This is a genomic window from Chengkuizengella marina (assembly GCF_009910845.1).
Lineage (GTDB): Bacteria > Bacillota > Bacilli > Paenibacillales > KCTC-33759 > Chengkuizengella > Chengkuizengella marina.
Window position 1 is genome coordinate 41,146 of the sequence record NZ_SIJB01000001.1, and the last position, 21,182, is coordinate 62,327.

The 21,182-nt window shown below is 33.8% G+C and carries 17 protein-coding genes; all 17 read left to right on the forward strand.

Annotation, left to right across the window (positions count from 1 at the left end):
- Positions 1-16 precede the first annotated feature (16 nt).
- The 17 genes from ERL59_RS00235 to ERL59_RS00315 all read left to right on the forward strand — a co-directional run bounded on the left by ERL59_RS00235 (position 17) and on the right by ERL59_RS00315 (position 21,173).
- Positions 17-811: a phosphatidate cytidylyltransferase gene (locus ERL59_RS00235; protein WP_160643291.1), complete on the forward strand. Its 795-nt coding sequence runs from the start codon at positions 17-19 to the stop codon at positions 809-811.
- A 22-nt stretch (positions 812-833) separates the two neighbouring features.
- Entirely contained in the window at positions 834-1,988 is a 1,155-nt protein-coding gene (locus ERL59_RS00240; RefSeq protein ID WP_160643293.1) for a 1-deoxy-D-xylulose-5-phosphate reductoisomerase, read from the forward strand.
- Positions 1,989-2,140: 152 nt separating this feature from the next.
- Positions 2,141-3,415 (forward strand): RIP metalloprotease RseP, encoded by a 1,275-nt coding sequence (gene rseP / locus ERL59_RS00245; protein WP_268894478.1) that lies wholly within the window; start codon positions 2,141-2,143, stop codon positions 3,413-3,415.
- Between the two features lie 19 nt (positions 3,416-3,434).
- Positions 3,435-4,883: a proline--tRNA ligase gene (gene proS / locus ERL59_RS00250; RefSeq protein ID WP_160643295.1), complete on the forward strand. Its 1,449-nt coding sequence runs from the start codon at positions 3,435-3,437 to the stop codon at positions 4,881-4,883.
- 115 nt (positions 4,884-4,998) lie between these two features.
- Positions 4,999-9,315, forward strand: coding sequence for a PolC-type DNA polymerase III (locus ERL59_RS00255; protein WP_160643461.1), 4,317 nt, complete (start codon positions 4,999-5,001; stop codon positions 9,313-9,315).
- A 141-nt stretch (positions 9,316-9,456) separates the two neighbouring features.
- The gene (gene rimP / locus ERL59_RS00260) at positions 9,457-9,912 is read left to right on the forward strand and encodes a ribosome maturation factor RimP (RefSeq protein WP_328699879.1); all 456 of its coding nucleotides are present in this window, start codon (positions 9,457-9,459) and stop codon (positions 9,910-9,912) included.
- Between the two features lie 40 nt (positions 9,913-9,952).
- A complete protein-coding gene (gene nusA, locus ERL59_RS00265) occupies positions 9,953-11,047 on the forward strand; it encodes a transcription termination factor NusA (RefSeq protein WP_160643297.1) in 1,095 nt (364 codons plus the stop codon).
- 24 nt (positions 11,048-11,071) lie between these two features.
- Positions 11,072-11,353, forward strand: a complete 282-nt coding sequence (rnpM, locus tag ERL59_RS00270) for an RNase P modulator RnpM (RefSeq protein WP_160643299.1) — start codon at positions 11,072-11,074, stop codon at positions 11,351-11,353.
- Positions 11,346-11,657: a YlxQ family RNA-binding protein gene (locus ERL59_RS00275; RefSeq protein ID WP_160643302.1), complete on the forward strand. Its 312-nt coding sequence runs from the start codon at positions 11,346-11,348 to the stop codon at positions 11,655-11,657. The genes rnpM and ERL59_RS00275 overlap by 8 nt, the downstream gene beginning before the upstream one ends.
- A gap of 56 nt (positions 11,658-11,713) precedes the next feature.
- Complete coding sequence (infB, locus tag ERL59_RS00280; RefSeq protein WP_235929747.1) at positions 11,714-13,948, forward strand: translation initiation factor IF-2; 2,235 nt, start codon at positions 11,714-11,716, stop codon at positions 13,946-13,948.
- 4 nt (positions 13,949-13,952) lie between these two features.
- A complete protein-coding gene (gene rbfA / locus ERL59_RS00285; RefSeq protein WP_160643307.1) occupies positions 13,953-14,306 on the forward strand; it encodes a 30S ribosome-binding factor RbfA in 354 nt (117 codons plus the stop codon).
- A complete protein-coding gene (locus ERL59_RS00290) occupies positions 14,303-15,295 on the forward strand; it encodes a DHH family phosphoesterase (RefSeq protein ID WP_160643309.1) in 993 nt (330 codons plus the stop codon). Before rbfA ends, ERL59_RS00290 begins: the two co-directional genes overlap by 4 nt.
- Complete coding sequence (truB, locus tag ERL59_RS00295; RefSeq protein ID WP_160643311.1) at positions 15,285-16,211, forward strand: tRNA pseudouridine(55) synthase TruB; 927 nt, start codon at positions 15,285-15,287, stop codon at positions 16,209-16,211. The genes ERL59_RS00290 and truB overlap by 11 nt, the downstream gene beginning before the upstream one ends.
- 29 nt (positions 16,212-16,240) lie before the next feature.
- A complete protein-coding gene (locus ERL59_RS00300) occupies positions 16,241-17,197 on the forward strand; it encodes a bifunctional riboflavin kinase/FAD synthetase (protein WP_160643312.1) in 957 nt (318 codons plus the stop codon).
- A 211-nt stretch (positions 17,198-17,408) separates the two neighbouring features.
- A complete protein-coding gene (gene rpsO / locus ERL59_RS00305) occupies positions 17,409-17,678 on the forward strand; it encodes a 30S ribosomal protein S15 (RefSeq protein WP_160643314.1) in 270 nt (89 codons plus the stop codon).
- A 246-nt stretch (positions 17,679-17,924) separates the two neighbouring features.
- A complete protein-coding gene (gene pnp / locus ERL59_RS00310) occupies positions 17,925-20,021 on the forward strand; it encodes a polyribonucleotide nucleotidyltransferase (RefSeq protein WP_160643316.1) in 2,097 nt (698 codons plus the stop codon).
- Between the two features lie 162 nt (positions 20,022-20,183).
- Positions 20,184-21,173, forward strand: coding sequence for a polysaccharide deacetylase family protein (locus ERL59_RS00315; protein WP_201763424.1), 990 nt, complete (start codon positions 20,184-20,186; stop codon positions 21,171-21,173).
- Positions 21,174-21,182: the final 9 nt, after the last annotated feature.

Below are 21,182 nucleotides of genomic sequence, written 5' to 3' on the forward strand. Positions count from 1 at the left end.
AGTGGAGGGAGCTTTTTTGATACAAAGAATTGTAACAGGTGCATTAGCATTAGCACTATTTATGGTCTTTTTATTTTTAGGACATGTTTGGTTTGCAATGTTTATGTTATTATTATCATTAATAGGCTATTTCGAATACGTACGAATAACTCAAAATAAGGTGGGTCAATTTTCATCTGTTTTAGGGTTTGTTTTTGTTATTTATTTAGTTTTGCCTTGGACGGAAATGGGCATTTCATTATTTGAATCACTGACTTTAGAATCGGTCATTTGGGGTATGCTGTTATTGTTTTTACTTACTTCAGTGTTCTCAAAAAATAAACAGGATATTAAAAAAATATCACTTCTTTTTTTAGGAGCCATTTATATAGGATTCGGATTTCATTACATGGCACTCACATTGTTTTTAGAAGATGGGCTCTTTTGGGCTTTATTTATATTTATATCCATTTGGTTAACTGACTCAGGAGCTTATTTCTCTGGATTAATCTTTGGAAAGCATCCGTTGTGGCCTTCAATAAGTCCTAAGAAAACAATTGAGGGTTCTATTGGTGGGATTATTATCACCTTGCTTTCTGCGATTATTTTCTCATTTTTGAGTCCACATTTATTAGAATTAAAACAAGCGATCATACTTGCTATCTCAATTTCTATTTTTTCACAGTTAGGTGACCTCATTCAATCAGCCTATAAACGTGTATATGATGTTAAGGATTCTGGAACGATATTACCTGGACATGGTGGGATTCTAGACCGTTGTGATAGTTGGATCATTGTATTTCCATTACTTCATTTATTCCATATTTTATAGCAGCGACTTGTGAGGTGTTTTTTTGAGTAAACATATATCGATACTAGGGTCTACCGGTTCCATAGGGACTCAAACATTAGATGTCATTTCTATGTATAAAGAAGACTTCATAATTGAAAGTTTGGCAGCAGGTTCAAACCTACCTCTTTTTGTAGAACAAATAAATACATACCATCCTAAAAAAGTTTCAGTTGCGAACAAATCTTTAGCTGAACAATTAAAACCCCTCATTTCTTCTTCTATTGAAGTGTTTTATGGAGATGAAGGTTTAATTGAAGTTGCAGCAAACACGAATGCCACTTTTATAGTAAATGCATTGGTTGGTAGTCAAGGGTTAAAGCCAACAATAAGTGCTATTGAAGCTGGGAAACATATTGGTCTAGCTAATAAGGAAACGTTAGTAACTGCGGGACATATTATTAAACAATTAACACAAATACATGGAGTAGATTTACTTCCTATAGACAGTGAGCATTCTGCAATTTTTCAGTGTTTAAATGGAGAATCTCATTCAGAAATATCAAAAGTCACTTTAACTGCTTCGGGTGGTTCCTTTAGAGATCGATCAAGAAAAGAACTGGTGGGTGTAACGGTAGAGGAAGCACTATCACATCCAAATTGGTCAATGGGGGCTAAAATTACGATAGATTCAGCGACCATGGTTAACAAAGGTTTAGAGGTGATAGAAGCTCATTGGTTATTTGATATTGCTTATGACAAGATTGATGTTGTTATCCACCCTGAAAGCATCGTACACTCTTTTGTAGAGTTTAACGACCGAAGTGTTATTGCACAGTTAGGTAATCCTGATATGAGGGTGCCTATTCAATATGCACTTACTTATCCAAGAAGATTAAAAACTTCAACCGAACCTTTAGATTTAACATTACTTGGTAGACTGAACTTTAATCAAATGGATTATGAACGATTTCCTTGTTTAAAAATGGCATTTGATTGTGGGAAAAGGGGTGGATCAGCAACCACCGTTTTTAATGCTGCAAATGAAGTGGCAGTTTCTAGGTTTTTAAAAGGTGAAATTGAATTTTTGCACATAGAAAAAATAATATATAAAGTTTTAGAAAAACATGATGTAAAGGTATTTCCACAACTAGACGAACTTTTGGAAATAGATAAATGGGCTAGAGTAAGTGCCTGTAACGTTCCTTCCTCTAGTTAGCAGCATTTAAGAACAACTTGTTTTTCCATTTGCAATCATGATAATCTTAGGACATACTGTTTATAAAAGTTTAATAAAATGATTGTAGGATAATTGAGCTAGTCACAATTTTTTAGGAGTTGACGTACTAGTGAAATAGGGAGGGAAATTTATTGACTATAGAAGTGATTATCATTGCTCTTCTCATGTTCTTTTTATTAGTAGGTATTCATGAGTGGGGGCATTTCTACTTTGCTAAGCGAGTAGGTATTCTAGTCAGAGAATTTGCAATCGGATTTGGTCCAAAGTTATTATCTGTAAAACGAAATGAAACTCGATATACATTTCGTTTATTGCCTATGGGCGGGTACGTACGTATGGCTGGTGAGGATCCAGAAATCGTTCAAATTAATCCTGGACAAACCATTGCGGTTAAAATAGAAAATGAAAAGGTGACTCATATTTATTTAGATCAATTAGATCAAAGAACAGATGTGATTCTTGGGACTGTTGATAGTATTGATCTTGAGCATAAATTAAATATCAAATTAGATGTTGATGGTGAACTGCAAGATTTAGCTGTACATGAAAAAGCGATGATGGAGACAAAAGGGAAAGAAACTCAAATAGCTCCATGGAATAGACAATTTGGAAGTAAAACGATTGCGCAGAGAGCACTTGTCATAGTAGCTGGCCCAGTAATGAATTTTATTCTTGCTTTTTTCTTATTTTTAGGTTTTATATATATGAGTGGGATTACGGTTGATAACCCAACCTATTGGCAAGTGGGAAAAGTTACAAATGACTCTCCTGCTGAAATGGGTGGTCTACAATCAAGGGACATTATTATTGAAGTAAACGGTCAGAAAATTGGCGTTGATGATAATGAGAAATTGCTTACCCTTATCTCAGAATCAGCAGATCAACCTATGAATTGGATTGTTTCTCGGGATCAGTCTGAGCTTCAACTTCAGGTGACACCGAAAGCTGATGAAACTGGGAGTGGAAGAGTTGGAATAGCGCTTCAGCTAGAGAAAAGAAACCCTGATTCTATTATTGAGGGTATAACACATGCTTCTAAAACGATGTGGAACATTACGGAACAAATATTTGTTAGTTTAAAAATGTTGGTTACCTTACAATTTTCATTGGATGATTTAGGGGGGCCTATACGTATTACTGAAATGACTGGTGAAGCTGTTAGTTATGGCGTAGATACCTTAGTTTTATTCGTGGCGATGATTAGTTTATATTTAGGGATTTTCAATTTACTTCCATTCCCAGCTTTGGACGGAAGCCGCTTAATGTTTTTCGGGATTGAAGCTGTGCGTGGTAAACCTGTCGATCCAAATCGGGAGAGCATGGTTCACTTTATAGGTTTTGCTGTACTTATGTTACTTATGATTGCAGTTACCTATAACGATATATTAAGATTGTTTAAAGGTTAATTCATTCGGGAGGTTTGTTATGTCTAAGGACAAAAAAATGGTGAGAGAAATTACGCCTCAACAAGAGGATTTTTCTAGATGGTACATTGATGTGATTAAAAAAGCAGATTTAATGGATTATTCTCCAGTTAGAGGTTGTATCGTGTTTAAACCTGAAGGGTTTGAGATTTGGGAGATGATGCAAAAGGAGCTTGATTCTAAATTTAAAGAAACCGGGCATCGAAACGCATATTTTCCACTTTTTATTCCAGAGAGCTTTTTCCAAAAAGAAAAAGAACATGTTGAAGGATTTAATCCAGAATTACCTTGGGTTACAGAAGCTGCAGGTGAACAATTAGAAGAACGTTTGGCAATTAGACCAACATCTGAAACGATGATCGGACATATGTATTCTAAATGGATCCAGTCCTATAGAGATCTTCCAGTATTAATTAATCAATGGGCGAATGTAGTTCGTTGGGAGAAACGTACACTTCCATTTTTAAGAACGAGCGAATTTTTGTGGCAGGAAGGACATACTGCTCATGAAACTGAAGAAGAAGCCAGAGCTGAGACGATGCAAATGTTGGATATTTATCGTGAATTTGTAGAAGACTTTTTAAGTATACCAGTTATAGTAGGTCAAAAAACGCCTTCAGAAAAATTTGCTGGGGCTATCGATACTTTTTCTATTGAAGCGATGATGAAAGATGGAAAAGCAGTTCAAGCAGGTACTTCTCACTATTTAGGTACTAATTTTTCAAAAGCATTTGATATTCAATATTTAGATCGTGATAATAAACAACAGTATGCATATACCACATCTTGGGGTGTAAGTACAAGGTTAATTGGTGCAATGATTATGGTTCATGGGGATGATAAAGGGTTAGTTGTTCCTCCAAAAGTAGCTCCAACTCAAGTGATCATAATTCCTATTGGTCCAGCAAGCAAAAGAGAAGAAGTAACAAATAAAAGTATGGAATTAATGAATGGGTTAAAACAATCAGGTGTAAGAGTACGCATGGATACCCGAACGGATCAAAGTCCTGGTTGGAAATTTAATGAGTATGAAATGAGAGGGGTTCCGATTAGAATTGAACTTGGACCTCGTGATATGGAAAAAGGACAAGTTGTTCTTGTATCTCGAATTTCAGGGGAAAAGAAGTTTGTACCTCAAGATCAGTTAAATGAAGAAGTTTCTAAAATGCTGGATGAAATTCAAAAACAGATGTACGATAACGCAAAAAGTTTTATGAACTCACATTTCAATTCAGTAGAAACGATAGATGAGATGAAAGCTATTATGGAAAAACAAAGAGGATTTGTATTAGCTGGTTGGTGTGGATCTGAAGTCTGCGAACATCAAGTGAAAGAGGAGACAGGTGCAACAAGTAGAAATATTCCTACTGTTGTAACTGAACATAAAGGAAAATGTTTAGTTTGTGAAGAACCTGCAAAACATACGGTTGTATTTGGAAAGTCCTATTAGTTTATAGATTATAATATAGTAGCATTAACATTTTTGAAAGTTTCAAACAAGCCAGATATAAAGATGAAGAATCTATGTCTGGCTTGTTGCAATTGGGAGGGCGAACGATATTGATATAAATAGTGTAAACAATAATGAACAAAGAACACGATTTGAATTATTGATGAAACAAGCAGGAATTCCACAAGAAATCGTGAATTCTTATTTTTCTGATGGATACATCCAAAAAGTAATTTGCAATCGCCATCATAACGATTGGGATATTCATATTGTCAAAGATCAAATGATCCCACAAAAAGTTTATAGACAATTTTGTAAACAAATTCAAAATAAATTTGCCCATATTGCTAAAATTCGGTTTAACTTTTGTTTTTCTAGTTCCATTTCTAACCAAGAGCTAGTTTCTGAATATTGGGGACTGTTTCTTGATTGGGTTCAAAAAGAACAGACATCAGTAAATGGTTGGTTTAGTAAAGCAAAGGTTGAAGTGAATGATCAAACGATCCATGTTTTTTTATTAGATGAAACAGGAATAGAGCTTGCAAGAAAAAAGAAACTAGATGATAACATTAAACAATTTTTTAATGATTTTTTTACAAGAAATTTTTCTATTCAATTCTCTATTGATGTGAATAGAGTTGAAGAATACGATAGATTTACAGAAAAATTAGAAGAGGAAGAGCGATCTGTAACTCAAGCTATATTGGATTCAGCGCCAAAAGAAATAGAAGAGGAAACTCCTAAAGGTGAACTAGTGCTTTTACTTGGGAAAAAGATTGATGAACAAGCTATACCCATTCAACAAATTAAGGATGAAGAGAAAAAAACGGTCATCCAAGGAACAGTGCTTAATTTAGAAGTGAGGGAACTGAAAACAGGTACAACCTTATCACAATTTATTTTAACTGATTTTACAGATTCGATAAAAGTCAAAATATTTACAAAGAAAAAGGAAGATGTAAAGAAATTATCATTGTTAAAAGATGGAGTTTGGGTAAAGTTAAGAGGAAAAGTTGAATATGATACCTTTCTTCCTGTACATGAATTAACGATGATTCCAGTAGATTTAAATGAAATTGTTGTTCCAGCAAATATTGAGCGAATGGACCATGAAAAAGAAAAACGTGTTGAATTTCATCTTCATAGCAATATGAGTACGATGGATGGAATTACCTCGATTGGTGATTATATAAAAACTGCAGCAAAGTGGGGACATAAAGCGATTGCTGTGACTGATCATGGCAATGTACAGGCATTTCCGGAAGCTTTTTGGACAGCTAGTAAAAATAATATAAAGATGATTTATGGGGTAGAGGCAAATGTTATTAATGACTCGATTCCAATTGTTCTGAATCCATCAAATCAATCATTAGAAAATGCTACATATGTTATTTTTGATTTAGAAACCACAGGTTTATCTGTAACGAATCATAAAATCATTGAAATTGCTGGTGTAAAAATAAAAAACGGGGAAGAAATAGACAGATTTACCTCATTTGTAAATCCGCACGAAAAAATACCTTACAATATAAGCCAATTGACGAATATTACGGATGAAATGGTAGTAGATGCACCAGATCTTGAACAAGTATTTCCTAAATTTATTGAATTTATTGGAGATTCTATTTTGGTCGCTCATAATGCTAGATTTGACATAGGGTTTGTTCAAGCAGCATGTGAAAAATGTAATATGGAACGGGTAAATAATCCCGTTATTGATACTTTAGAAATGGCAAGATTTCTTTTTCCAAACTTTAAAAACCATAGATTGAATACATTAGCTGATAAATTAAAGGTCAGCTTAGACAATCACCATAGAGCAATTGATGACACTATTGCTTTACAACATATTTTTGTCCATCTACTTAAAGAATTAAAACAAAGAGAGATTATAAATGTAATCCAACTTAATGATTATGCTGGATTAGATATCTCAAAAACAAGACCTTTTCATTGCTGTATTTATGCTAAGAATTTAGTAGGGAAGAAAAACTTATATAAACTAATTTCATTATCACATACTGAATATTTTAATAGAGTTGCAACCATTCCAAAAAGTTTATTAATTGATCACAGGGAAGGTCTTATCATTTCCTCGGGTTGTGAAAAAGGTGAATTATTTGAAACAGTATTAAATAAATCTCCTGCAGAAGCAGAGGATGTAGCACAATTTTATGACGTTTTAGAAATACAACCAGTTGGCGTGAATCAACATCTAATAGACAAAGGTTTAGTTACACATCGTTTGCATTTAGAGGAAGCAAATCAAAGAATATGCAATCTAGGAGAAAAATTGAATAAACCTGTTATTGCTACAGGTAACGTTCACTATCTTCAGCCAAGAGAGAAAATAAACAGAGATATTACGATTCATGGTATAACAGGGTTTAGCCCACTAAAAGATTTGGAAAAGCCTGATGTTCAATTTAGAACAACGACAGAAATGTTAGGGGAATTTGAACATCTTGGTCAAGAAAAAGCCTATGAAGTTGTCGTAAAAAATACAAATGAATTGGCTGATCGATTTGAAGATATCGAGTTGTTTCCTAATAAACCTTTTTTCCCAATCATCGAAGGAGCTGATGAGGAAATAAGAAATACCTGTTATACAACGGCAAAGGAAATTTATGGTGAGGAACTACCAGAAATAGTTACTGAAAGATTGGAGAAGGAACTTGTTCCTATCATTAACGCTGGTTTTGCTGCATTGTATTTAATATCGGAAAAATTAGTTAAAAAATCTAATCAAGATGGATATCTTGTTGGGTCACGAGGGTCAGTAGGCTCTTCCGTAGTAGCCATGATGCTAGGAATTTCTGAGGTTAACCCATTGCCTCCTCATTACTTATGTAAAAAGTGTAAGCATAGTATTTGGTACACCGATGGAAGTATTCGCAGTGGATTTGACATTGAAGATAAACCGTGTCCTAAATGTGATGGGCTATTAAAGGGTGATGGTCAGGATATTCCATTTGAAACCTTTTTAGGATTTAAAGGAGATAAAGTTCCTGATATTGACTTGAATTTCTCTGGAGAATATCAGCCTAATGCTCATCATTACACAAAGGTGCTTTTTGGAGAAGAAAATGTTTTTCGTGCTGGAACGATTGGTACTGTAGCAGAGAAAACGGCATTTGGATTCGTAAAGAAATATGAAGATGATAAACTGAAAAGCTGGAGAAATGCTGAAGTCGTAAGGTTAAGCACGGGGTGTACTGGAGTAAAACGTAGTACTGGACAGCATCCAGGAGGAATTGTTGTTGTACCTGATTATATTGATGTTGAAGATATTACACCTGTTCAATATCCAGCTGATGATACATCAGCAGATTGGAAAACAACTCATTTTGATTATCATGCCTTTGATGCAAATTTATTGAAACTAGATATTCTAGGACATGATGATCCTACCATGATGAGAATGTTACAGGATTTAACTGAAGTAGACCCAACCACTATACCTATGAATGATCCAAAGATCATGAGTGTGTTTAACTCAACAGATGCTTTAAATGTTACACCTGAGCAAATAAAATCTCCTGTAGGTACATTTGGTGTTCCTGAAATGGGCACAAAATTTGTAAGACAAATGTTAAAGGAAACAAAACCTGCAACGTTTGCTGATTTATTGCAAATATCAGGTCTCTCACACGGTACAGGGGTTTGGTTAGGAAATGCCCAAGAACTTATTAAAAACAATACGTGTTCTATTAAAACAGTGATTGGTTGTCGTGATGACATCATGTTATATTTAATTTATAAGGGTGGTTTGGAGGCAGGTCTTGCGTTTCAAATTACAGAAAGTGTTCGTAAAGGAAAAGGTTTAAAGGATGATTGGATTGCAACGATGAAAGAGCACAAAATTCCACAATGGTATATAGACTCATGTTTAAAAATTGAGTATATGTTTCCAAAAGCTCATGCGGCTGCATATGTAATTTCAGCTGTAAGAACTGTATATTTTAAAGTCCATTATCCAATTGCTTTTTATGCGACTTACTTTTCTGTTCGAACTGAGGATTTTGATGTTGATGTTTTTTGTCAAGGTTATAACGCAATTCTAAAAAGATTAAATGAAATTGAAGAACTGGGTTTTAAAGCAACAGCAAAAGAAAAAAGCATGATTTCTATTTTAGAAATGGCTTTAGAAATGACAGCTCGTGGCTTTTCATTTAAAGGCATTAATTTGTACCGGTCTAAAGCAGAAAGATATATTATAGATGGAGATTCGTTAATCCCTCCATTTTCAGCGATTCAAGGAATTGGTGTGAACGCTGCTAAAAATATCGTTGAAGCTAGGGAAGACGGCGAGTTTTTATCTATTGAAGATTTTAGGCAACGTACTAAGGTATCTAAAACGGTTGTAGAAACATTGAATGGATTCGGTTGCTTTAATGGTTTACCTGAAACGAACCAACTTTCATTATTTTAGTGCAAACCTTGTAAGGAATTTCACAATATGATATAATTTACTCATAATTGAGATAGCGAATTCGAAAAGAGTGGGGGAAACCCACTCTTTGCCTTTTATTTAAAGGGATTTCGTATTGATTTAGGGGGTTCAAGGTTCAAAGTGAGTAAAATAAAAGTTCTTGTTCAAGATATGATTCAAAACTTTATAGAAGAAGAAGGGTATGAATTAGTTGATATAGAGTATGTCAAAGAAGGTGAGAACAAATATCTACGTATTTATGTTGATAAAGACGGAGGTATTGATATTGATGATTGTGGTCGAATCAGTGAATATATTAGTCAAAAGTTAGATGAATCAGACCCTATATCAGAAGCCTACATTCTTGAGGTCTCTTCACCTGGGGCTGAACGTCCACTAAAAAAAACTAAAGACTTTGAAAATGCTGTGAATAAAAATGTTTTTATTACTACATATGAATCTATTGACGGTTTAAAGGAATTTGAAGGAAAACTGATTTCATTTCAAAATGAAATATTGGAAATAAAACTAGTAAAAAAGACACATGAAATACCACTAAATAAAGTAGCAAGTGCCAGACTTGCCGTACTTTTTTAAATATAAGGATTGAGTTTTTGAAAGGAGGGACTAGTTCCAAATGAATGCAGAGTTTATTGAAGCTCTAACTGAAATTGAAAGAGAAAAAGGAATTAGTAAGGAGGTATTAATTGAAGCACTTGAAGCAGCATTAATTTCAAGTTACAAACGTAATTATACCGCACAAAATGTAAGAGTGGATATTAATCAACAATCAGGTGTGATTAAAGTATTTGCACGAAAGACTGTAGTAGAAGAAGTACTTGATCCCAGAATGGAAATTTCTATTGATGCTGCACGATCTATAAATGCTAATTACCATTTAGATGATATTGTTGAAATTGAAGTGACACCAAGAGATTTTGGTCGTATAGCAGCACAAACAGCTAAACAGGTCGTGACTCAAAGAATTCGAGAAGCTGAAAGAGGACTTATTTTTAATGAATTCATTGACAAAGAAGAAGATATCATAACGGGTATCGTAGAACGTATGGATCAAAGAAATATATATATTAATTTGGGTAGAGTAGAAGGATTATTACCTCTAAATGAAATTATGCCAACTGAAAAATTTCAACAAGGTGATCGTATAAAAGCTTTCATCACAAAAGTGGAAAATTCAACTAAAGGTCCTTTAATTATGCTGTCAAGAACTCATCCTGGTTTGTTAAAAAGATTATTTGAACTAGAGGTGCCAGAAATCTATGACGGTATTGTAGAAATTCGTTCTGTAGCAAGAGAAGCAGGATATCGATCTAAAATCGCTGTGTATTCACCTAATCCCGAGGTTGATTCGGTTGGTGCATGCGTAGGACAAAAAGGAATGCGAGTTCAGACCATAGTAGATGAATTAAAAGGTGAAAGAATTGATATTGTTTATTGGTCTGAAGACATTAGTGAATATGTTGCGAATGCGTTAAGTCCTTCTAAAGTGCTTGAGGTACAGATATTAGAAGAAGATAAAATGTGTAGGGTAATCGTGCCAGATTTTCAATTATCACTGGCAATAGGAATCAAAGGCCAGAATGCAAGACTTGCTGCTAAATTAACTGGATGGAAAATAGATATCAAAAGTGAATCTCAAGCATTTGAGCAGTTTGGTAGACCAAAAGAAGATAGCGATTTAGCACAAGAAGATTTTCTAACATTTGAGTAAATTCTCATGAAATAAGGTGATTTTATGCGAAACCGAAAAATTCCTATGAGAAAATGTGTTGCTTGCCAAGAAATGAAAACTAAAAAAGAGCTAGTACGAATCGTTAGGTCCCCAGAAAATGAAGTAATCATTGACAAAACAGGTAAAAAGTCTGGTAGAGGGGCTTATCTATGTAAAACTATAAATTGCTCACAATTAGCTATGAAAAACAAAGCACTTGACAGAGCATTAAAACATCAAGTCGACCAGGAAATATATGAGCAGTTAGAATTAAACTTCACGAAATTAGAGGAACATGATGGATAATAACAAGATATTATCGTATATAGGTCTTGCAAAACGAGCTGGTAAATGCTTGTCAGGTGAGGAGAAAGTATTAAACAAGATTAGATCTAATGAAGCAAAATTAGTTATTATTGCGAATGATGCTTCAGAAAATACTTCTAAAAAATTTAAGGATAAGTGCAGTTCGTATCATGTTCCACTTATCCAATATTATAATCGCTCTCAATTAGGTCAAAGTCTAGGAGAAGCAGAACGTGTAGTGATTGCAATTACTGATGATGGTTTTGTAAAAATGATCATGAATTGTATGGAAAAAGAGATGTGAGGTGAAGAGTATTGAGTAAAAAATTTAGAGTTTATGAATATGCTAAGTCCATAAACATGAGTAGTAAAGAAATTATTACAATTTTAAAAAAGATGGATATTCCAGTAAATAATCACATGAGTGTAATTGAAGATGAATCCATCAAAAAAGTGGAACAATTTTTCCGTAACATTAAAGAAAATGCTGCAGAAAAGAAATCCACAAACGCGCCAGAAAAAGCCGTTGTACATCAAAATAAGATAAAATCTTCAAAGCAACCTGAGAAACAAAACAAACAAGTCACAAATAATGATAAAAAGGAACATGTAATGAAAAAAACACAAACAGCAGAGACGAATAGAAGCAAACAACCTAGCCAACCAACTAAACAGGCTTCCACCAATACTAATGGTTATCAAAACAAAAGAAATGATAGTTCATCAAGAAATTTCAAACCTTCGCAGAAAAGAAATCAACCTAATTCTAGAGGATTTAAAAATTATAAAGGTAAGAATAAAAGAAATCAAAATAGCAATGTAGAAGTTAAAGAGAAAGTTGACAATACACCTAAAAAAATCATAGTTAGAGGAAATATGTCTGTAGGTGAGTTAGCTAAACTTTTGCATAAAGATGTTTCTGAAGTGATAAAAAAATTATTATTTCTTGGGGTTATGGCGAATATTAACCAAGAGATTGATTTAGATACGATTCAACTCATTGCGGATGATTATAAGGTTGAAGTTGATCTCAGGCTTCCAGTTGAAGAAGATGAATTTGAGATTGAGGAAGTTGATGATGAAAAAGATTTAGAAGAGCGTCCTGCTGTTGTCACAATCATGGGTCATGTAGATCACGGAAAAACAACTCTTTTAGACGCTATAAGAAAAACAAAAGTTACTGAAGGAGAAGCAGGTGGTATTACACAACATATAGGGGCTTACCAAGTAGAAAGAAACGATAAAAAAATTACTTTCCTTGATACCCCTGGCCATGAAGCTTTCACAACAATGAGAGCTAGAGGTTCAAAAATAACAGATATCACGATTTTAGTTGTAGCCGCGGATGATGGAGTTATGCCACAAACAGTTGAAGCGATTAATCATGCAAAAGCTGCAGAGGTTCCAATTATAGTTGCTGTGAATAAAATAGATAAACCAGAAGCAAATCCTGATAAAATAAAACAAGAACTTACGGAGTATAATCTAGTCCCTGAAGAATGGGGTGGAGACACCATATTCGTAAATGTATCTGCTAAACAAGGAGAAGGTTTAGATGAGCTTTTAGAAATGATTTTACTTGTAACAGAAGTTGAAGAACTTAAAGCAAATCCAAATAAACGAGCAAGAGGTACTGTGATTGAAGCTGAGCTTGATAAAGGAAGAGGACCTGTTGCTAGAGTACTTGTTCAACAAGGGACTTTGGAAATTGGAAATGTTTTCGTAGCAGGTGTATGTTTTGGTCGAGTAAGAGCCATGGTAAATGATAAGGGAAGAAGAATTAAAGTAGCAGGTCCCTCTACTCCAGTAGAATTAACGGGTTTAACTGAAGTTCCACAAGCTGGAGATCCTTTCATCGTTTTTGAAGAAGAGAAAAAAGCTAAAGCAATTGCGGATAAGAGAGCAAACGAAGTAAGACAACAAGAAATGAATGTGAATAACCGTATTACTTTAGATGATTTATTCAAACATATTCAAGAAGGAGAAATAAAGGAGCTTCCTGTCATAATCAAAGCAGATGTTCAAGGATCTGCTGAAGCATTAAAAGGCTCTTTAGAAAAAATCAATGTTGAAGGCGTAAGGGTGAGGATTATTCATACTGGAGCTGGAGCGATTACTGAATCAGATATCATTTTGGCTTCTGCTTCAAATGCTATTATAATAGGATTTAATGTTAGACCTGATCCTAGAGCCATCGCAACTGCGGAACAAGAACAAGTAGATGTACGTTTACATCGTATCATTTATAACGCAATTGAAGAGATTGAGAGTGCCATGAAAGGGATGTTAGATCCGGAATTTAAAGAAGTTGTCATTGGGCATGCAGAAGTGAGAAATATATTTAAAAACAGTAAAGTTGGTAAAATTGCAGGTTGCATGGTAACTTCTGGTAAAATGTCTCGTAATGCTGAAGTTCGTTTAATTCGAGAGGGGATTGTAGTTCATGAAGGACAGCTTGATTCCCTTAAACGTTTTAAAGATGATGCAAAAGAGGTAGCTCAAGGTTATGAGTGTGGATTAACTATAGAGAACTATAGTGATCTTAAAGAAGGGGATATTGTTGAAGCATTCGTAATGGAAACTGTCGAGAGGTGATCATATGGCCAAAATAAGAGTAGGTCGAATTGGAGAGCAGATCAAAAAAGAGCTAAGTTTAATTCTCCAAACGGATATTAAAGACCCGAGAGTTGGTTTTGTCACAGTTACAGCTGTCGAAGTGACAAATGATTTATCCCAAGCAAAAGTGTATCTAAGCATTTTTGGTAGTGAAAAAGAAAAAGATGATTCTTTGCAGGGTTTATCTAAAGCGAGTGGATATATTCGTTCAGAGTTAGGGAAAAGAGTTAGACTTAGACATATACCAGAATTGATTTTCAAAATTGACTCTTCCATTGAATATGGCAATCGTATTGAAGAGATGTTAAGAGAAATGAATAAGGATGCTAATGTATGAGTGATCTCTTTGACGAAGGTGTTTTATCTGATATACAGAGATTCATACAAAATCATGATGATTTTTTAGTTGTATCCCACGTACAACCAGACGGGGATGCAATTAGCTCAACTTGTGCGATGGGGTTAATTTTACAACATTTAAACAAGAAATTTGTCATGTTGAATGAAAATGAAATTCCTAAAAAGTTTCACTTGTTACAAGGAGCAAATCAAATAAAAAAATATTCATCTTTTAAATTAAGGCAACCTTATAAATATGTTATTTCTGTTGATTGTGCTGATTATTCAAGAATGGGTAAAGTAGTTCAAATTTTTTCGGATGATGTTCAAATTTTAAACATTGATCATCATCCTACAAATGATGGTTTTGGGATTCTCAATTTCATTCAGGAAACTTCAGCTTCTACAACTGAAGTTTTAAATGATGTTATTGAATTTCTTAGTGTTCCTTGGACTAAAGAGCTTGCAGAATGTGTGTATGCTGGTTTGCTTACAGATACAGGTGGCTTCAGATATTCTAATACGACACCAAAAGTAATGAAATTGGCATCTAAGTTATTAGAACATGGTGTAAATGCAAATTATTATGCTGAAGAGTTGTTAGAGAAATTCACCTTATCACATCTTGCACTTTTGGAGAAATCACTTTCTACTTTAAGTTTTGCCAAGAACAAACAAATTGCTTGGATGACCGTTACAATTGAAGATATAAAACAATCCAATGCTTCTTCAGATGATCTAGAGGGACTCATAAATATTCCAAGAAATATTTATGGTGTTGAGGTAGGATTATTATTCAAACAAGTGAATGAGAATCAAGTGAAGGTAAGTTTTCGTTCAGCTGGTAAGGTTAATGTAGCAGAAGTAGCTCAACTTTTTAATGGAGGCGGACATATATTAGCTTCTGGTGCATTGATAGAAGGAAAAGTTGACACAGTCATTAAAATTGTAATACACGAGTTGGAGAAAAAATTTCATGAATGTTGAAGGCGTTTTACCTGTTTTAAAACCAAGAGGTTGGACATCACATGATGTTGTTGCAAAAGTTAGGGGAATATTAAAAATAAAAAAAATTGGTCATACAGGTACGTTAGACCCGGAAGTTACTGGGGTTTTACCTTTATGTATTGGAAAGGCTACCAGAGTCGTGGAGTACATTCAGCTTCTCCCTAAAGAATATGAGGTGGTTCTGAAATTAGGTATTTCAACAGATACTGAAGACATGACAGGTAATGTGACAAAACAATTAGAAGAGCAGATGAATGTTACCATAGATCAAATTGAAGATACGATGGATGCCTTCATAGGAGAAATTCAACAAATACCTCCGATGTATTCTGCAATAAAAGTTAACGGGAAAAAGTTATATGAATTTGCAAGAAAAGGTGAAGTAGTTGAAAGAAAAGCTAGAACAGTTATGATACATAAGATTGATTTACTTGATTTTAATTTAGATCTAAAGTATCCAGAAATTAAGTTTAGAGTGTTATGCTCTAAAGGAACATATATAAGAACATTATGTGTAGACATAGGAAGAAAGTTAAACGTTCCAGCTACTATGCTTTCTTTAGTTCGAACGGCAACTGGAAACATTGATTTAAATCAATGTTTATCCATAGATGAAATTCAAAAATTGGTTGATAGCAATGGTCTAAATCATAAATTAATATCCATTGATCAATCCGTTCAACATTTTCCAAGTTTTATTATAAAAGATAATCAATTGCAAAATGCTCGCTTTGGAAAAAAATTAAATTTTTCAGATTTAAAGTCCAAACCTGAATCAAAAATAGATCTTATTCGGTTATATTCAGAAAACAATGTATTTATCGGAATTTATAAATTAGACCATATCAATCAAATGGTGATTCCAAACAAGCTTTTTTTAGATAATCAATCTTAAGGATCGTTAATTAATGTAGGTGAACAATGATGAAAATTATCCATTTATCTTATCCTTTGCAGTTTCCAATCCCAAATCTACCTGAATCACAGCAGATTTTAGCGATTGGTGATTTTGATGGTATACATTTAGGACATCAGTATGTTATTGACAATGCAAGAAACATTGCAAAAAGAAATCAATTACCATTATCAATTATGACTTTTAATCCCCACCCTAGAGAAGTATTAGGTCAGTCAAAGTATTCTAGATATCTTGTCCCTCTACAGAAAAAGATGGAACTTCTTGATAGCTTAGATTTAGACTATGTGTATATCGTTCATTTTGATAAAGACTTTTCAAAAGTGAGCTCTGACGATTTTGTAACCAAGTTTTTATTCCCACTAAAATTACATACTATCGTTGTAGGATTCGATTTTACATTTGGTTACCGAGGAAGTGGAACAGTAGAAACTTTAAAAAAAATATGTGATGGTAAAATCAATGTAAAAATTGTTGAACCATATAACTTAAATGGGGAAAAAGTAAGCAGTACTTTGATAAGAGAGCAATTACATTTAGGGAATGTTGATTGTATTAGACAATTTACAGGACGTGATTATTTTATAACTGGAACTGTAGTACATGGGGATGGCAGAGGTAGGACAATTGGCTTCCCAACAGCTAACATAGAAGTAACTGAACCTTTTGTACTTCCCAAAAAAGGTGTTTACGTTGTAAAATTATCATTCAAGGATAAGGTATATACAGGGGTTTTAAATATCGGTGTTAAACCAACATTTTATGAAGAAAATATTACACCGACATTAGAGGCTCATATCTTTGATTTCTCAGGGGATATTTATGATGAAGAAATAAAGGTTGAGTTTTTATCTTATTTAAGAGATGAAAAAAAGTTTAATTCTGTTGAAGCTCTAGTTGAGCAGATTAAAGAGGATGTTAAAAAAGCTAAACAATACACTCAAAAAAGTGACATTAACCTTTAAAAGGCTCAGACATAAGCACTTTGTCTAAATAAAGAGAAGTGTAATTTGATTTTATATTTCTTTGCTTTCAAAAACTAGTTGTGATATACTAGCAACGGTACTGAAGAATGAATATATTTTTCTTTACACCATATGAACCATAGCATGGAATACCGTTTTCACCAGCGAATTCTGGGCTATTGGCGATTTTATAAATAAGGAGGTGAGACGGATGGCACTTACAGCAGAACGTAAAACAGAAATCATTCAAGAGTTTAAAGTTCATGAAACTGATACAGGATCACCAGAAGTTCAAATTGCTATCCTAACTGAGAACATTAACAACCTGACAGATCATTTACGTACACATAAAAAAGATCATCATTCCCGTCGTGGATTGTTAAAAATGGTTGGTCAACGACGTAGTTTGTTAGCATATTTAAAGAAAAACGATGTAAAACGTTACAGTACGCTTATTGAAAAACTAGGATTACGTAGATAATAAAGTAAAAAGCAACCGGTTGTTCATCCTTTGGCTAATTTGAGCTAACTGTGAACAATGTGGTTGCTTTTTTTAACTTATGAAAGATATATCTTTTTTCTTTACAAAAATATTTAAATAATCTTCAAATGAAGATTTCTTTAAAAGATTTCACTTAAATAGATATTTAATTAAAAAAGAAGGAAATAATAACATTTATGAAGAATTCAATTTTGATGTACTATGATACATCCAAGGAGGGACAATATGAAAAAAACAATAGATATGGAAATTAATGGTGAAAAACTTACTTTAGAGACAGGCGTTTTGGCTAAACAGGCTAACGCAGCTGTAAAGGTTAGTTATGGAGATACAGTGGTTTTATGTACTGTCACTGCCTCTAGTGAGCCAAGTAACTTAGATTTTTTTCCATTGACAGTAAATTATGAAGAAAGATTATATGCGGTTGGGAAAATACCAGGTGGTTTTATTAAAAGAGAAGGTCGCCCAAGTGAAAAAGCAATTTTAGCTAGTAGGTTGACAGATAGAGCGATCAGACCACTCTTTGCAGAAGGGTTTAGAAATGAAGTACAAATTATGAACTTGGTCATGAGTGTTGATCAGAATTTTTCACCTGAGATCACTGCCATGATCGGTACTTCTGCAGCTCTCAGTATCTCTGATATTCCTTTTAACGGACCAATCGGAGGAGTTGTAATTGGTAGGATAAATGAAGAATTCATCATTAACCCTAACAGAGATCAAATTGAAGAAAGTGATTTATATTTAGTCGTGGCTGGAACTAATGATGCCATTATGATGGTAGAGGGTGAAGCAGATGAAGTTCCAGAAGATATAGTATTAGAAGCGATCATGTTTGGTCATGAAGAGATCAAAAAAATTGTAGCTGTGCAAGAAAAGTATGTTGAAATTGCCGGCAAGCCTAAAATGACAGTAGAATTACATAGTATAAATGATGAAGTGAATCAAGTTACTCGTGATTTTTCATCTAAACGTTTGGTTGAAGCAGTACAAGTACATGAGAAACACGCTCGTCAAGATGCAATTGATCTTGTAAAAAATGAAACAATAGAACATTTTACAGAAATTTATAAAGAGGAACCTGATTTATTAAAGGATGTAAATGAAGTTCTCAGCACTATTGTGAAAGAGGAAGTAAGAAGGTTAATTACACATGAGAAAGTAAGACCTGATGGTAGAGCTTTAGATGAGATACGTCCAATCGAATCAGATACCAACATCTTACCACGCACTCACGGATCAGGTTTATTTACAAGAGGACAAACTCAAGCCTTGAGTATATGTACGTTAGGTGCGCTTGGAGATGTTCAAATTTTAGATGGAATTGACCTTGAAGAATCAAAAAGATTTATGCACCATTATAACTTTCCGCCATTTAGTGTAGGGGAAGCTAGACCTTTAAGACCGCCAGGTCGACGTGAAATTGGTCATGGAGCACTAGGAGAAAGAGCATTAGAAAAAGTGATACCACCTGAAACAGATTTTCCTTACACAATACGATTAGTGTCAGAAGTTCTTGAATCTAATGGATCATCATCACAAGCAAGTATCTGTGCAAGTACTTTAGCTATGATGGATGCTGGTGTACCAATTAAAGCCCCAGTTGCTGGAATTGCAATGGGTCTTATTAAAGATCAGGATCATATTTCAATTCTAACTGATATTCAAGGCATGGAAGACCATCTTGGAGATATGGATTTTAAGGTAGCAGGTACCAAGAATGGTATGACAGCCATACAGATGGACATTAAAATTGAGGGTATAAATCGTGAAATATTAACACAAGCTTTAATGCAAGCTACTGAGGGTAGAATGTTTATTTTGGATAAAATGCTTGAGACAATCCAAGAACCAAATCAAAGCTTGTCACAATACGCACCTAAAATCCTAACTTTAAATATTAATCCGGATAAAATCCGTGATGTTATTGGTGCAGGAGGAAAAATCATTAATAAGATTATTGAAGATACCGGTGTGAAAATTGATATTGAGCAAGATGGCCGCATCTTTATTTCCTCTGTAAATGAAGAAATGAATGATAAAGCTAAACAAACAATTGAAAATATAGTCAAAGAAGTTGAAGTTGGAGAGACTTACTTAGGTAAAGTCAAACGTATCGAGAAGTTCGGTGCATTTGTAGAAGTATTACCAGGTAAAGAAGGTTTGGTTCACATCTCTCAATTATCCACTGAGCGAGTTGCAAAAGTTGAAGATGTTGTGAAAATGGGTGAGAGTATTACAGTAAAAGTGACTGAGATTGACCAACAGGGACGTATTAATCTTTCTCGCAAGGCAACGTTAGTATCAGATAGTAAATCTTAAATTTACACGATAGAGTGAAGAGTCAGAATTGTTCTGTCTCTTTTTTTGTATGTCTAAATATACTCAGAACATCTTGGGACATGATATATCCTTTATATGTACTTTTTTTATTTAAAATATCATAAGATAGGACAAAGTATGTACAAAAAGGGGTATATTGATATGCACATAAAAAGAGGCTGGATAACTATTTCTTTATTTTTTATATTATTTTGGCTTTTAAATCAATCTAGTGCTTTAAATGATTACATTAATAGTGTGAAAGAAAATAATAATTTGTTATCAGTGTATCAACCTCAAGACTCAAATGATTTGCTCCTACAAAAAATAAGAGAATCCGCAGAGATGAAGTTCATTGAACCCATAAACGCTAGAATTGATCGTGTTTGGAAAGCGATTCCTGGTTACAATGGAAAAGAAGTAAACATAGAAAAAACATATTACTTAGCTAAGAAATTAAATAATAATCAAATTCCATTTGTTTATAATGAAATTGAACCAAAAATTCAACTTGAAGATTTAGAACCCAATGCGATTTTTAAAGGAAACCCTGACAAAAAAATGGTTTCCATTATGGTTAACGTATCTTGGGGAACAGAATATATTCCGTCTATACTAAAAACATTAGAAAGTGAAAGTGTCCATTCTACATTTTTTTTAGATGGTCAATGGATCAATAATAATATTGAGGTTGCAAAACAAATTGCAGATTTGGGACATGAATTATCTAATCATGCTTATTCACATAAAAATATGAGCGAGTTAGACCGAGAAGAAGCTTTGGATGAAATGTCAAAAACGCAAGTATTATTAAGGAAACATTTTAATGTAGACAACAAGTTGTTTGCCCCACCGTCAGGGGATTGGGATCAAGAGACCGTGTTATTAGCTAATGAATTAAATATGAAAACCATACATTGGACCATTGATACGATAGATTGGAAAAATCCTGGTCCAGATTATATTATAAAAAAAATATCTTCAAGATTGGAACCAGGAGCACTTATTCTTATGCATCCTACTGAATCTTCTAGCAAAGCTCTACCTGAAATGATAGAAGTAATCAAACAAGAGGGTTATGTTATTGGAACAGTATCTGAATTAATTTCCTCAAAAAGAATCAATGAAGTTGAGACCCATTTTAATTTTTGATAGAATGAA

Excerpts from the sequence above, each read along its gene's own strand:
- pnp (WP_160643316.1), top strand. The coding sequence starts at position 17,925 with ATGAAAAAAACAATAGATATGGAAATTAATGGTGAAAAACTTACTTTA.
- rnpM (WP_160643299.1), top strand. The coding sequence starts at position 11,072 with ATGCGAAACCGAAAAATTCCTATGAGAAAATGTGTTGCTTGCCAAGAA.
- ERL59_RS00275 (WP_160643302.1), top strand. The coding sequence starts at position 11,346 with ATGGATAATAACAAGATATTATCGTATATAGGTCTTGCAAAACGAGCT.
- ERL59_RS00315 (WP_201763424.1), top strand. The coding sequence starts at position 20,184 with ATGCACATAAAAAGAGGCTGGATAACTATTTCTTTATTTTTTATATTA.
- truB (WP_160643311.1), top strand. The coding sequence starts at position 15,285 with ATGAATGTTGAAGGCGTTTTACCTGTTTTAAAACCAAGAGGTTGGACA.
- proS (WP_160643295.1), top strand. The coding sequence starts at position 3,435 with ATGTCTAAGGACAAAAAAATGGTGAGAGAAATTACGCCTCAACAAGAG.
- rbfA (WP_160643307.1), top strand. The coding sequence starts at position 13,953 with ATGGCCAAAATAAGAGTAGGTCGAATTGGAGAGCAGATCAAAAAAGAG.
- ERL59_RS00290 (WP_160643309.1), top strand. The coding sequence starts at position 14,303 with ATGAGTGATCTCTTTGACGAAGGTGTTTTATCTGATATACAGAGATTC.
- nusA (WP_160643297.1), top strand. The coding sequence starts at position 9,953 with ATGAATGCAGAGTTTATTGAAGCTCTAACTGAAATTGAAAGAGAAAAA.
- infB (WP_235929747.1), top strand. The coding sequence starts at position 11,714 with ATGAGTAGTAAAGAAATTATTACAATTTTAAAAAAGATGGATATTCCA.
- rpsO (WP_160643314.1), top strand. The coding sequence starts at position 17,409 with ATGGCACTTACAGCAGAACGTAAAACAGAAATCATTCAAGAGTTTAAA.
- ERL59_RS00300 (WP_160643312.1), top strand. The coding sequence starts at position 16,241 with ATGAAAATTATCCATTTATCTTATCCTTTGCAGTTTCCAATCCCAAAT.